The following is a 13,660-nucleotide window of genomic DNA, read 5'->3' as shown; positions in this document are numbered from 1 at the left end:
ATGCGAACCACAATCGCTTTGGACGATGACTTGGTTGCTCGGGCCCAGGACTATACCGGATTGAGCGAGAAGTCTGCTCTTGTGCGCGAAGCGTTGAAAGCGCTTATCGAGCGCGAAGCCGCGCGCAGGCTCGCCGCCTTGGGCGGCAGTCAACCGGGTATCACTGCTGCGCCGCGCCGCAGGCAGGAGGTTGAATAATCCTCGTCGACACGTCTGTGTGGGTCAATCAAATCGATCATTCAGAGCCAATTATGGTCGACCTTCTGCTCCACGACAGTGTCCGGATCCTGAAATCTCGCTAGTCAGATTGCGTGACCGCTCTACCGTGCTTCGGGCTTTGAACGATCTACCGCGCGCCCCATCGCTACACCTAACGAAGTCTTTTATCTGCTCGAGCAAGACGCCGGGTCACTCTCGTCGTCGACCAACTTGGCTTCGATGATCAACCGCGTGGCGTGGCTGTTGAGGACGCTTAATTCTGCTAGTGGGACGATTAATTTTGCTAACAGAGGCGCCGACGGCGCCGTTCCTCCGCGTTTCGACGGTAACGTGACACCCTTTTGAGCGGACTTTGCATGCTGCCTGTGCTGCGAAACACAAAAGGTGGAATCGCCTCAAGAGGGATACCGTGCTCGCTGCAGTTCCGAATGACCGGGTCAAGTCACGCCCGCCGCCAATAGGGCGCACTGACGTCCATCGAGTTGATCACGAGGGATCGGTAGCAGTATGGAAAGTGCCGTCTCGTCGTCATCAAGGTCTCTGGCGTCTGAATTCGGTCGAGTGTGGCAATGTCGAGGCACGCCAACGCGGCAATTTTGTGTATCGTGGTATCGCTCAACGGCGGGAACAGATCCATACTGCATTGATCAAGGCCGGCAGCGAATCGAGTCCATCGGCCTCCCTCGACTCCGAGACTGTCATCCGACAGCGGCCCGCGACTCGTCCGCACCAGCTCCCGAATGCCTCATTTTCAAATGGGCCCGGCGCGTAAGACCGGGGACGCACGTTATCGCATCCTTGTGGAAGCGGCATCTCTCAAATGCTCCAGATTGATTGATTCGTGGCCCCTGCGAATTGCCAACCCGGCCGCCGTGTTCAAGATCCTGGATATTTCCCCTGTGAGACCGCCGCTTGCGGCAAGGACATACTGAGCGATCTCCCGCTGCGCCAGATCGAATGGCTGTTGGCTCACTACGACAAACCGTTGCGTGTCGAAAACCTCGCCGCGCAAGTCCCGACGAGCAGTTCGACGCTCCATCTTCATTTTCGCCAACTCGCCGGCATGAGCCCGTTGCAGCACCAGAAGCGGATGCGTCTGAATGAGGCGCGCCGGCTGATGCTTCCAAAGCGACTCCCTGCCGCATTAGCGTCGTTTCGTGTCGGATACGGGAGTCCGACCGAGTTTGACCGGAAGTGCAGTCGCCTGTTCGGCAACTCTCCGCACCGCGACATCGACGATTTTCGCAGTCGCTCGAACGTCGAACTGCCATCCACATCGATTGCTGCAAATTGCTGAATCGGTGAAAGATGATTGTGCTCGGGCCGCCGTGCCGAAACTGGACGGCCTGTCGTCGGCCTGTCGTCGGCCTGTCGTCGGCCTGTCGTCGGCCTGTCGTCGGCCTTCAACAAGCATCACGTATCGCTAGCTGCTCGGACAACACGCCATTGGCGTCTTGTGACCGGTTGCGCATTCGAGAAACGTCACATATTCGCCGAACGACACGGGCACGATACGCGGTTGTTACGTGACAACTCCCGTCGGCTCAGCACATACAAACCGGCACTACTGGTGATCGCGCGACAAATGCGTATCATTAACTACAAAACACATATCAAACGATACATTCAATACGCCAAATCTCGCTCGCGGGGCTAAACAGCGACTCACCGGCATTCGCCCCCGCCTCAACCAGCCAAAAGCGCGGCGAATGCGTGAAACAACGCGAAGAATTTCCCGTAAACCCTTATCAGACAAGCGTTTACTCACACACCCCATTTTTCGCGATTGTTTCACGATGTGGCCCTCTGCCCCTTCATGTCCGCGTCTCAGGAGGCCGATTCAACAGCGCTTTGGCCAGACGCAGGCCGTGGCGAAGCTCGCCAATCTGGACGCATATTTCGCGAGATTGCATTCGCTTCTCCGTGACAACACAAACACAAGTGTGCCTACGCCTGGGAAAGTGACATGCATCCAAGCGTTGCCGGTAGTCGAATAAATGGGGTCATATCAATGTGCGATTCTGTCGTCGAGATGTCTTTGGTATGCAGCGCAAAGCGTGTTAAGCACGCTCGGTCAGCTATCAGGCGTGCAGCAATCGGAGGGTTGCCTGAAGACGCTAGCATTGAGGCGATCGATACGCCGGCAATTCGAACTCGACGACGTTAGCGAGTTGGCGACATATTCGGCGCGCGAGATCATATTGGTCTCGGCTGTTGCCATTCGGAATGTTGTCGAATCGTCTAGCTTCGAACAAGCGCTGGGTTGTCACGTGACAACTCAGCGCACGCTGAAAGATTCCGAGTAACGCCGTTTTCGCCGCATCATTGCAAATCCATTCCGCCGCCAGCACTGCAATCAAATTTCCGCCCAATACACTGCACTGGCCGTTTCGAACATCGCGACCCTGGAGCGAGGTTGTTACGTGACAACTGAATGTTCGCCGCGCTATCAATACCTCACGGGAAGCGAATGCAATCCCAACTGAGCAACTTGCTTGTGCCGTGTGAGTACTCCAGTGCCGGCTTCAACTTGCGTATGCCTTGCGCTTTGTCACGTGACAACCGCTTCTGCGTCATCCAGTCTCCAGCCACCCTCCGACACAATAAGAGTCACCCTGTTCGTGTCGACCTATTGTTTGGCATTCAATTGTCTTTCCGCGAATAGCATCGTCAGGCCAAATCCACCAATCAACAATTTCCATTCGGTTTTCAGTGATGGGGATTGTCTTTGCGCTATCGCTTCCATCGCGCTGGTCGACGCGCATCGAACGTTAGCCATCCGCCCGATTGTCACGTGACAACAACATCGTGCTAGAGAATTTCGCGGCAAAGATCATCTTGTCTGGACATTTCTCTAACAACTGCATATATTACGCAAAACTCCTTGGAGGAATTTAATGGCTTTCAAGATCGCCGTCAGTAATCAAAAAGGTGGGACTGGAAAGACAACCATCTCCGTCAACATTGCCGCCGCCTTCGAGGCCGGCGGGAACAAGGTGGCACTTATCGACGCCGACCCCCAGGGCACATCGGTGCGCTGGGTCACAAGTGGAGAGAACACCCTTCCAATGACTGTCCTCTCGCTGGCGCCCGCAGGTCGCGGCATCGGCGGAGAGATCAAGAAACAGGACGCGCATTTCGACGTGATCGTCGTCGACTGCCCCGGCAACCTCGAGGATCCGCGCATTGCGTCGGTACTCGAAGTCGCCGACTTTTGCCTCGTTCCGCTGTCGCCATCGCCCGCGGATCTGTACAGCACCGTCGCGATGATCCGCATGATCGAGTCCATGCGCGCGGTCCGTAACCCCAGCCTCTCTTCCGCATTGATGCTCAATAGCGTCAATGGAAAAACTAAAATGCGTGAAGAAATTCTAAAAATTCTAAAGGCTGAAGAAATAGGGGAGCATCTGCTGGACAGCCAGATCGCCCAACGCGAGGTGTATCGCCAGACGTTCGCGCTCGGCACCACCATCCACCACCACAATCGGTATCTGAAGGGCCTCAAGGAGGCCCGTGCGGAGATCGAAAAGCTGGTTACCGAAATGGCCCAATACATCGCATCGACGCGAGCTACCGGAACCGCTCATGGCTAAAGACACTTCGAAAGAGAAAAAGGCAACGGGCAACCTCCACCTCGCGGCCGGTCTGCTGCGCGGCCTCGCGCAGGAAAACGCAGCGCTGGAAACCAGGTTGCCCGAACCACCGCCTGTCGTAGCCGTGGCGAACGGCGTGCCGGCGCTCGAGCTGGTCACGGCAGCACCGGCAGATGCAACGGATCTCGGTGCACCTCAAAGGGTAGCGGTAAAGGATTGCATCCCGAACCCGTTCAACCCCCGGATTTTCTATTCGGAATCGAGCCTGCACGAACTTGCGCTGACGTTGAAACGGGAAGGGCAGATCGAGCCGATCAAGGTGACGCGTCTGCCGGAGTTTCCCGGCAAGCTCGTCGTGATCGACGGACAGCGCCGGTTGCGCGCCACGAGCATCAACGGCGACGAATACATCAACGCGACGTTCCGGTCGGATCACACGCCGGAGCAGCTCTATACGATCGCCTACCGCGCGAACCACGATCACGAGCGTCAGACGATCTTCGACGATGCGGTCGCGTGGAAACGTCTCCTCGACGAAAAGGTGTTCCCCGATCAGAACACGCTTGCAGAGAAGATCGGCAAGGACAAGGCGTCAATCAGCAAGACGCTCTCGCTCAATGCGCTGCCCGGTACGCTCCTCGAGCGGATGGCCGGCGCGAACGACGTCGTGGGCCTGCAGGCCGCGTATTTCCTCAAGCTGATCTTCGAGCGGCTCGGCGAACCGACGGCTGACCGGCTGCTGTCAGCCGTGATCGACCGCAAGAAGTCCGTTCGCGATCTCGAGAACTTCCTGCGTACGCAGAGCGACGCGAACAAGAAGGCAGGACGGACACGCTACAGCGTTCGCCACGACTTCGCACTCGATTCGCGGGCGATCGGCCAGTTGAAGACCTACCCCGATGGCCGACTCGATCTGCAGCTCAAGGGCGTCGACGCCGCGCATCAGGAAGCGCTCGCCGACAAGCTCAAGGCAGTAATCGACGCATACGTCACCGAGCTCGCCGGTACGCAACAGTAAGGTGCCCAAATAAAGAGACCTCGCATCTGCGAGGTCCTTTTTCAGTTTCCGGCGAGACTGCTTCGCAGCAGGAACTCCAGCAGGTCGTCCGAAGTCGGTTCGCCCCAGGTGTCCAGCGCGAGCCATCTGAAGAAGCTCGTCTGCGCGAGCTTGCTCGCTTTCTTCTTCGGCGACAGCGTCAGATCCTTCGAGCCGGCCACCGTTTCGTTATAGCGGTCGATGAGCTTGGTCTGGTCATCGATTTCGAGCTCGCGGAAGTATGCTCCGGCCTCGTCGATCTTGGCCGCGAGATACTTGTCGCGGATCTGCTCCTGCTTGCTCTGCTGAGTCTCCTTCACGGGCGCGGCAGTGTCCGTCGACTGTCCATCGGACAACGTATAGCCGTGCGTCAGCGCCTTGCGGAAGTATGCGCCCACATTGTCGATCGGCGCCGCATTCTTCTTCGTGGTCCGATTGAGCGTGTACGCGATCGCGGCCTTGATGCGCTGTACGCCATACTGCGTAATCAGACGGCGCGCCTCCGATCGCGGAATGCCGAACTTCGCGACCTCTTCGACGAGCGCTTCGTTCTTGACGTCGCCTTCCTCGACCGTATCCACGCTCTGCTTGCGCGTCACCTTGAACTGCACCGCTTCCACGCTACGGCCGGACTTGTGTTCGATCAGCTCGAGCGTATGGTCCGATACTTCGTTTACCTCCTGAATGCAGGGCACCAGAACCTTGCTCTTGAACAGCTTGTATTCCTTGTAAGACTGCGACGCCTTGTCCTGGCCGAGGATCAGGTCGCGGAACTTCGGCAGCGGAATCTTCGCGGTGATGCCGATTCCTTCGTAGCGCACCGTGTTCTCCCACAACGCGAGCGAGTGCGAGCGCCGGAATTCGCGCGCGATCCGCATATCGATGAGCGCATAGATCTCGGGATTGAGCAGTTCGCTGCGAATCTGATCCGAGAAGCTGTACTTTAGTACCGATTGCTCGAGTTCCGCACCGGCCAGCAAACCCGACGCCTTCCAGACCGTCGAACGATCCGCGGCAAGATAGTCCCAGTTGACGACGGTGCTGATGAGCGAGTTCACCGTGTCCTTCACGTATTTCGTGTTGTTGCTGTTCAGGCCGCTTTCGTGCGACAGCGACGCAATCGAAATCGAGAAGCTCGTGCGACCCGGCTCGAACGCCTCCTGCCGGAGTGCATTCTTGATCAGCGAACTGAACATCTTGCGCTGCTGCAGGCCGATCTTTCCCGACTTGGGGGCGATGTGAATCGCCTGGACCGCCTTGCGCAGCAAGTCGGGAGGCTCTGGCGTCTGGAACAGCGAGACCTGCTTGTCGGAGCCTTTGCTTGCGGGCTTTCGCGGCATCGTGATGTCCGGATAAGGTTGCCTTATTAAGGGCTGACTTTATACCTTTTCCTTTCCGAGAGCAACGCCCTTGCTCGCATGTCACTTGCACTATCGCAGCTAACCTAGCGACTACAAAGGATTTTTTTTGTTTGGTAGCCGTGCGCTCTGCCCCATAACTATCTACCTTTCTGCCAAATCCCATCCCAAAAGCAGCTACCTTTGATCCGGGACGAGCATGTCGACCGTCATCAGGGCCCGGTCAAAGGTACCTTTTTATGGGAAGCAACCGACTGAAATCGACTTGGGAGGTGAGATATGTGGTGCCATGCAACACGCCGCCGTTTCTCTCCCATAACTTGCTACCTCGAAGGGTTCCCATGGATGGTTACCATCGGACGCGACCGATTCCGCTCATTTCGCTGTGGAGCGACAAAAGCGCCCCCATAGATGGCAACCTTGCGTCGTCCCCATAAAGAGGTACCTTTCCAGTGGACCGTTCCTGTTTATGGGAGTCCTAGTGCGAGCTGCGTGCGACATCCGATTGGAGCAACGCCGAAATCACCCCATAACCGGATACCTTCCCTGTGCCCCATAACTTGCTACCCAAGGACACCGCGAGCTTAGCGGCTTGCGCGCGATCCCGCGCCGACATCCCATAAATGGTTACCTCAACGGGTCCCCATAGACTGCTACCCATGAAGATTCCTGGCCTATTTCCCATAAACGGGTACGCTCGCCCCATATCCACATCCCCGAATCCCCACAGCCTGCTACCCAAGGCCCCAAATCCACAGACCTGAAACCCCAGACCCTTCTACCTCTGCTCCCATAAATGGGTACCGATCATCGCTCAAACCCTTGCCAGTCAAGCCTGTGAGCCTTCTAAAAGTAGTTAAAGTAGTAAACGTTGCTTTCTAAAGATGTAAACACACGTGTCCTTCCAGGAAAGACCAACCCCCATAAACCACTACCCAAAAGCTGTGGCCACAGTCGCTCTGCCTGCTCCAAGTCCCCATTTGCACGCTATTTTGCTGGTCGCAGCGCACCATCCAGGCCGCACTCCAGTGATTTAAAGGCTCGCAGAGAAGGTGAGTACACACTCACAAGCGCCGAAAAGTAGAAGGTTATGGGAGCAAAACCGTCAGAGAACGCTGATTCCGGCTCATAGGTACCCTGTTATGGGAGTCCAGCGGGCGCCATCAACGTCAGGTATCCACCCATGGTTGGCCACTCAATAACGGCCTTTGAGGCTGTCGACTTGCGGATCTGTGTCGTCCGTCCGGGAGCCGCTCGGGAGACCCGATTGCCCCATTGGAACCGCGTGGCACAGTTCAACCTGTGGGTAACATGAACGCCGGCACCCTCTTGCGGCAACAATTACCGATGGCGATCGAAAAGGTGAGTTCCGGTCTGTGCGCTTGCGTCACGATGGCGACCGGAGAATCTCCACCTTTCAGATACTCGAGATCCTGTGCATTGCACACGCATATCCTGCACCTGCTCGGTTCGCGACGACATCTCGCGCATGTCTCGGCAAGATTGCTCGCGAGTCGCAATCTTCCGCGGGCGAACCTGGGACCACTCCGTCTGAAGCCCGACCGACTCGACGCGATTCTGCTGCCAACGTGAGTGTCTCGCGGTCTCGGCACTTCACCGCAGCCGATCCCGCATCGGGTTCCCGGAGAAGCTCACCATTCAGATGCAGCGGATCCCGTAACAGCTCACCTTTGTTCCGCGGCGCGTGCGTCGAGCTGCGCCGAGCGACCGGGCATCTTCGACATCTGATCGGATGAATGAGCACCGGCTGTCTTGCTCTGCGGTGTCGAATCCCGCGGTCACCACACTATCTACGTAGTTGTCCACGGTTGCCACTTATGGTCGCGGCGCTTCGATCTCACGACTAGCGCCACGTCGTCACCTGGCCTGACGCGCGACATCACGATAGAGCGGCGATTGGCGGTCGCAGTGAGCAAAACGACTCACGCATCATCACTCCTGCGTCGGCCGAGTGTGTGCGGGTGATCTGGTCGATGCGGGTTCCATCGATAGGTATAAAATCGTGCGCCCCGACAGGTGACGTCACTCGAACCTGCGTGGTGACCTATCTGTCCGGATCGTTCGCGACACCGTGTCGTTCCGGAAGCCGACGAAGTCTGATCGCCTCGCGCCCCGATGCGTGAACCGAAATTGTTTCAACTCGATCACCTCGCTGCGGCTCACGCCGTTGACCGTTGTTCCGGTGCTGAGCGCACGTGCGCTGAAGCTTCATCAAGGCGGAAGAGAGCGTACCGAAGGTGGCACGTTTGCCAGACCTGCCGGCCAGGCGAATCATCGCGCACATTACCAAGCTGTTCGCCGCCGAGACGCGCAGCGCAATGTGGAAACCTGAGCGTCGACAGCGGCAGCGCGTGCGATACGGCGTGCGCGTGCTAGACACTATGACTCCCGTGAGGCAAAGGCTGGCCTGCCGTGAGGAATCAGACGCGGGTTAGCATTGCTGCCAGAGCCGCACGGTGCGGACAGGGCCGCACCCGGCGATTTCCGGCACGGAGGCCAGCATGGAACACGATAGCACTACGCTGTACGTCGGTCTCGATGTCCACAAGGAATCGATCACGGTCGCGTATGCGCGTGGTTCGGGTGAAGTCGAGCTGCTGGGCAAGACTGGCACGACGCAGGCGGATGTCGATCGCCGGTGCAGGCGCCTGCAGTCAAAGGCACGGCACGTCTGCGTTGTCTACGAGGCCGGTCCATGCGGCTACGGGCTTTACCGTCAGCTCGTGCAGAAGGGATTCGGGTGCATGGTGTGCGCCCCATCGCTGATTCCGAAGAAACCGGGCGAGCGGGTCAAGACCGACCGGCGCGATGCGATCAAGCTGGTGCGATCGCTGCGCGCCGGTGACCTCTCATCGGTATATGTGCCCACTGTGGACGATGAAGCGTTCCGGGATCTGGCACGCACGTGGGTGAGCGCCAAAGACGACCTGAAGCGTGCCCGGCAACGGGTGAAGGCCTTTCTGCTCTCGCATGGGGCGCGCTATACCGGCCGCGCCGACTGGGGCCCGTCGCACCGACGCTGGCTCAGCTCGTACACCTTCGGCAGCGCCTGGCAGCAACTGGCGTTCGAGGAGCAGCGGCGCGCGATCGAGGACCGCCTCGCGCAATGCGTGCGTCTGGAAGCAGCGTTGCGCGAGGCGGTTGCCGGCTGGCGCTTCTATCCGGTCGTGCTGGCCCTGCAGACGATGCGCGGCGTGCAGTTCACCACGCCCGTTGGAGTACTCGCCGAACTGGGCGCTCTGTCACGCTTCGCCCATCCGCGCCAGCTGATGGCCTGGTTGGGCCTGACGCCCTCGGAACACTCGTCAGGCGAGAAGCGCCGCCAGGGCAGCATCACGAAGAACGGCAACAGCTACGCCAGGAAGCTGCTCGTCGAGGCGGCCTGGAGCTACCAGCACCCGGCACGCGTGAGTCCCGAGATCCAGCGCCGCCACGAAGGCATCCCGAAACCGATTGTGGACCGGGCGTGGGACGCACAGGTGCGCCTGTGCCGGCGCTATCGCAAGCTCGTCGCGCGCGGCAAGCAGAAGAACATCGCGGTGGTCGCGGTCGCCCGCGAACTCGTCAGCCCATCAGCCTCAATCTGAGACATCAGTCAGCTCGCGATGTCACTCGCCGTACCGCACGAAGGACTCACAGCGTGATGCAACGATCGAACAACCCTAACGGTTGTTTGAACGGCTGTATGTCAGCTCGGCGACCAACCGTGGAATCTGATCGTGGCTCGAGCGACGCTTTGCGATTTTCTTCGGCGGCCTTGATGAACTCGGATAGTTCGCGCTCCGTGGCTGAATCTTTGGCACCAAGTTTCCACGTCGCGGCTCCGTGCCAGCGGCACGTGGCCCGAGCCAGCGCTAATGCGAAACTCGCAGCCTTAGCACATTCGTATTCAACTTGCTCGCAAATGTCGATTGGTTCACCGAATTCCCGAAATGCCTCCACGTACTCGCGGGCCGAGTGCACCGTGGCCGGGTACTCGCGCAGCTCGGAGATCGCGTTGCGGCTCAGAACATGCCAGTGCAGCTTGTCCGGATAGGCAAAGGCGGGGACGGACACCCCCTTGCTTGCTTCATAGCTCTTAGGGCCGACCAGCACCGCCGCCGCTCAAGCGGCCTTATGCATCATGGTCCGACAGGTTCGAGCGTAACTTTCCAGCAATACTGCAAGTTCCAACGCAGTGTCGCGTCGCTGACGCTTGCGCACCCAGGTGTCCCTTGCTGAGAGCCACACAAGCGTTATTACTGAGCCGACTGCCCCAGATGCCAGCGCCAGACTCAATGGGGTGTTCCAGCTAAGCCGTTGAAGAAATTGAAGCGATTTGCCGCGCGTCAAACAAGATGAGAGCAGCGCGTCAATCAGGATGAGAGTACTGGCGTGGCGTCAGCGGTGAAGGGCGTAGCCCGGAACCGCTGACGCCACGCCGCGCCGAGGAGCCCGCCCGTCATTGGAGAGCCTTGTCGGTGGTCGCGGTAGATCGGGTATGAACTGAGTCTTCCATGTCAAGGGAGGCGCAGTGTGTTTTCACCACAAGCGCTTCAGTTGAGCTGACGCGCATCTTGACAGACCGGGGCGAACCGCGGCGCCGTCCGGTTCGCCGTCGCGCGCGAATCAAGGCATTGAGGTTCGCCAATCTGAACGCCGCCCGGTACGAAGAAGCCACGCGAGTTCACGCAGGCGGACGTCCTTCGGCGTCGAGCAGGTGATCGTGAACCTGGCCGAGCACAGGCAGGCACAACCCCCACCCCGCAAACCGGGTCGTCGGTCTACAAGCCCTATCTGAACGGGCACCAGCAGCCCTGCTGCTTCACCCCTGATCTTCTACGCTGCGTGACGGCCAAACCGATGAAAGATACGACACGTCTATTTAGCTGGCGCTACGACATTTGAGAATGGCTTTGACATTGGGGGCAAAACTATTTTCCGTTCACTCGGCGCGGCTGGCTTGTAATCAGATAAAAATAGGGTTCAATCGTTTGTCCGGAGGACACCCATTGCCTTGACTTTCATGTATACGGAGTTATGATTTGTTTATTAATTTTCAATAAACCATTTAAGCTCAGTACAGTGGACCCGATCATCAACCCTTACGCGCCTGGCGCTGGTAGCCCGCCACCTGAACTGGCTGGACGGGACGACATCCGTGAGCAAGTCCGGGTTTGCATCGAGCGCCTTCGACGCGGCCGTTCCGCGAAGAGCGTCCTTCTGATCGGTCTGCGCGGTGTCGGAAAGACGGTCTTGCTAGACCGGATGCGCCTCGACGCCGAGCATAACGGTGCACACACGGTGCGGATCGAGGCCCCGGAATCGAGGTCACTCCCATCCATGCTGGCACCGCAGCTCCGACTGGCCCTGCTCCGACTCAATCGGATCGAGGCTGCTCGGGACGCCGCTGTCCGGGGTTTGCGTGCGTTGGCCGGGTTCGTGGGCAAGCTGAAGGTGACGTACAAGGACATCGAGGTCGGGCTGGACTACGAGCCCGAGCCTGGCCTGGCTGACAATGGCGATCTGGAGGCAGACCTCGCGGCACTACTCGAGGAGGTTGGGCACTCCGCGCGTGCCGCACAAACCACGGTCGTCATATTCATTGACGAACTCCAGTACGTCGAGGAATCGCAATTGGCCGCGTTGATCTCGGCGCTCCATCGTTGCTCTCAGCAACAACTGCCGGTTACGGTAGTTGGTGCGGGATTGCCCCAGCTTCGCGCGCAGATGGGGGAAGCAAAGTCCTACGCCGAGCGCCTTTTTGATTTTGCCGAAATCGGACCACTTGCCACGGCTGACGCAGAACGTGCGATTACGGTGCCGGCGCAGCAGGAAGGCATCGAGGTTGAGCCAGCGGCCGTTGCCCGAATCGTTGCAGAGACAGCTGGTTACCCCTATTTTCTGCAGGAATGGGGGAAAACATCGTGGGACGTGGCCGACAATTCGCCGATATCGTTGGAGGATGTGACGAATGCCACTAGGCTGGCTGTTGCCGCCCTGGACGAAAGCTTCTTCCGCGTGCGCTTTGACCGCCTGACGCCGGCAGAGAAGCAATATCTTCGCGCGATGGCCGAACTCGGCGCGGGGCCGCACCGATCGGGCGACATTGCCGCGAAGATCGGGCGCCGTGTCGAATCTCTCGGTCCGATTCGGAGCAGCTTAATCGGTAAGGGCATGATCTGGAGCCCAACTTATGGTGACACCGCGTTCACCGTGCCTCTTTTTGATGCGTTTATGAAGCGGATCATGCCAGATTTTAGGGCCTGAGTAGTCTTGTAGTGACCTTATGAAGTTTATCTTTGTGACATAATCTTGCGATTTGCGAACTCTGACCTTCTGATGGATAGATTGTTGCACCGGAAACCTTCTCCAAGGTGGACAGCCCTATCTGGTACGCAATATGGCAATGGGCGAAGCGACGCCATCCCAAGAAGCCTCCGAAGTGGGTGATGAGACGGTATTTCCATCCGATCGCGCTGCGGCGATGGGTATTCGCCGCAGCCTAGTACAACATCCCTCAAATAAGCTTAATAATTATCGGGCTGCAAATATGGCTGCAGGAGCGTGACAACCACATCAGCCATTTCGTCGAGTGAACCCATGCCCGGCAGCGGTTCCCAGCGCCCACTATGGCTGCGAAAGGCCGCGCCATATCGATTGCGGCCGAGTTCAGTTAGCCGCGCCACGACGGTTGGCTCGTCATCGTCCAGACGTTTGATCAGCAAGTGGCGCCCGTAGGCTTGCGTGACGATCTGCTCATGGCCGAGCAGACTGCGCAGTTGACGCTGCAGTTCAGCGGCGCGGTGTTTGGCGGGTAAAGCTGGCATCTGCGTCTCTCGATTACGAAGCATCGCCTTGCAGCGGGGGGCGGATAGCCCCGGAAACTCCATTTGAAGGGGCGGGCGACCTGATTGTGCTCGCCGACGAACTGCTCGGTGCGCTCGCGCAGGTGCGCGGTGCTGGTGTGGCTGGCATGGCGCAGCACGCGGCGGGTGTCGCGGGCAAACCAGAGTTCGATCTGATTGACCCAGCTCGCGTGCAATGGGGTGAAGTGGAAGTGAAACCGCTTGCCATGCCGCACATTGAACGCCTGCCAGACGGCTTGGGCGCGGCGCGTGTTCAGGTTGTCCCACACCACGTGCACCTGCTTGCCCGGGTCGCGGTTGCCACGCGCTCCATGAAGGCTACCAGATCGTTCTGGGTACGCCGCTCGCGGCACTCTGCCAGTACCTTGCCGGAATGCACAGCCAGCGCGGCAATCAACGCCTGGGTGCCGTGACGAATGTATTCGAATTCTCGGCGGCGCAGCCGTCCTGGGGCGGGTGCCCGTCCCGGGTGCTTGCGCTCGATGGCCTGAATGCCGGTCTTCTCGTCGATGCTCAGCACCACCGCGTTTCGCGGCGCCTTGCGGTATAGCTTGCAAATCACGTTGACCTTCTCGCGAAAGGCCG

General features: G+C 58.8%; 10 protein-coding genes and 1 pseudogene. 7 read left to right on the top strand and 4 right to left on the bottom strand.

Going from position 1 to position 13,660, the window contains the following annotated elements:
* The 4 genes from DID96_RS25930 (at nt 1) to DID96_RS25905 (ending at nt 4,830) form a co-directional block, all read left to right on the top strand.
* Nucleotides 1–198 (top strand): type II toxin-antitoxin system VapB family antitoxin, encoded by a 198-nt coding sequence (locus DID96_RS25930; protein ID WP_124602103.1) that lies wholly within the window; start codon nt 1–3, stop codon nt 196–198.
* 862 nt (nt 199–1,060) lie between these two features.
* Complete coding sequence (locus DID96_RS25915; RefSeq protein WP_124602102.1) at nt 1,061–1,516, top strand: helix-turn-helix domain-containing protein; 456 nt, start codon at nt 1,061–1,063, stop codon at nt 1,514–1,516.
* A 1,600-nt stretch (nt 1,517–3,116) separates the two neighbouring features.
* The gene (locus DID96_RS25910) at nt 3,117–3,812 is read left to right on the top strand and encodes a ParA family protein (RefSeq protein WP_059616760.1); all 696 of its coding nucleotides are present in this window, start codon (nt 3,117–3,119) and stop codon (nt 3,810–3,812) included.
* A complete protein-coding gene (locus DID96_RS25905; RefSeq protein WP_124602101.1) occupies nt 3,805–4,830 on the top strand; it encodes a ParB/RepB/Spo0J family partition protein in 1,026 nt (341 codons plus the stop codon). Before DID96_RS25910 ends, DID96_RS25905 begins: the two co-directional genes overlap by 8 nt.
* 41 nt (nt 4,831–4,871) lie before the next feature.
* On the opposite strand, the gene DID96_RS25900 is transcribed toward DID96_RS25905, so the two are convergent.
* On the bottom strand, nt 4,872–6,188 hold the full coding sequence (locus DID96_RS25900) for a replication initiation protein (protein WP_124602100.1): 1,317 nt from the start codon (nt 6,186–6,188) through the stop codon (nt 4,872–4,874).
* Between the two features lie 2,540 nt (nt 6,189–8,728).
* Here DID96_RS25900 and DID96_RS25890 point away from each other — a divergent pair.
* Nucleotides 8,729–9,814: an IS110 family transposase gene (locus DID96_RS25890; protein WP_124602099.1), complete on the top strand. Its 1,086-nt coding sequence runs from the start codon at nt 8,729–8,731 to the stop codon at nt 9,812–9,814.
* 46 nt (nt 9,815–9,860) lie between these two features.
* Here the strand turns inward: DID96_RS25890 and DID96_RS25885 are convergent, their stop codons facing one another.
* Nucleotides 9,861–10,322, bottom strand: coding sequence for a hypothetical protein (locus DID96_RS25885; protein WP_260464010.1), 462 nt, complete (start codon nt 10,320–10,322; stop codon nt 9,861–9,863).
* Nucleotides 10,323–11,291: 969 nt separating this feature from the next.
* Between DID96_RS25885 and DID96_RS25880 the strand changes: the two genes are divergently transcribed.
* Both DID96_RS25880 and DID96_RS39605 read left to right on the top strand, forming a co-directional pair.
* Nucleotides 11,292–12,476 carry an ATP-binding protein gene (locus tag DID96_RS25880; protein ID WP_124602098.1) on the top strand — a complete coding sequence of 395 codons (1,185 nt, stop codon included), beginning with the start codon at nt 11,292–11,294 and terminating at the stop codon, nt 12,474–12,476.
* A gap of 80 nt (nt 12,477–12,556) precedes the next feature.
* Nucleotides 12,557–12,715: a group II intron maturase-specific domain-containing protein gene (locus tag DID96_RS39605; protein WP_124602150.1), complete on the top strand. Its 159-nt coding sequence runs from the start codon at nt 12,557–12,559 to the stop codon at nt 12,713–12,715.
* A 21-nt stretch (nt 12,716–12,736) separates the two neighbouring features.
* Here the strand turns inward: DID96_RS39605 and DID96_RS25870 are convergent, their stop codons facing one another.
* Together DID96_RS25870 and DID96_RS25865 are read right to left on the bottom strand one after the other, a co-directional pair.
* Nucleotides 12,737–12,934 carry a hypothetical protein gene (locus DID96_RS25870; RefSeq protein ID WP_260464009.1) on the bottom strand — a complete coding sequence of 66 codons (198 nt, stop codon included), beginning with the start codon at nt 12,932–12,934 and terminating at the stop codon, nt 12,737–12,739.
* 146 nt (nt 12,935–13,080) lie between these two features.
* Nucleotides 13,081–13,660 (bottom strand): annotated as a pseudogene (locus DID96_RS25865) (IS630 family transposase); the annotation flags it as partial.

The organism is Burkholderia sp. Bp8963 (genome assembly GCF_003854275.1).
Lineage (GTDB): Bacteria > Pseudomonadota > Gammaproteobacteria > Burkholderiales > Burkholderiaceae > Burkholderia.
The sequence above is the reverse complement of the archived record's forward strand: the minus strand, read 5'-3'. Positions and strand labels throughout refer to the sequence as shown.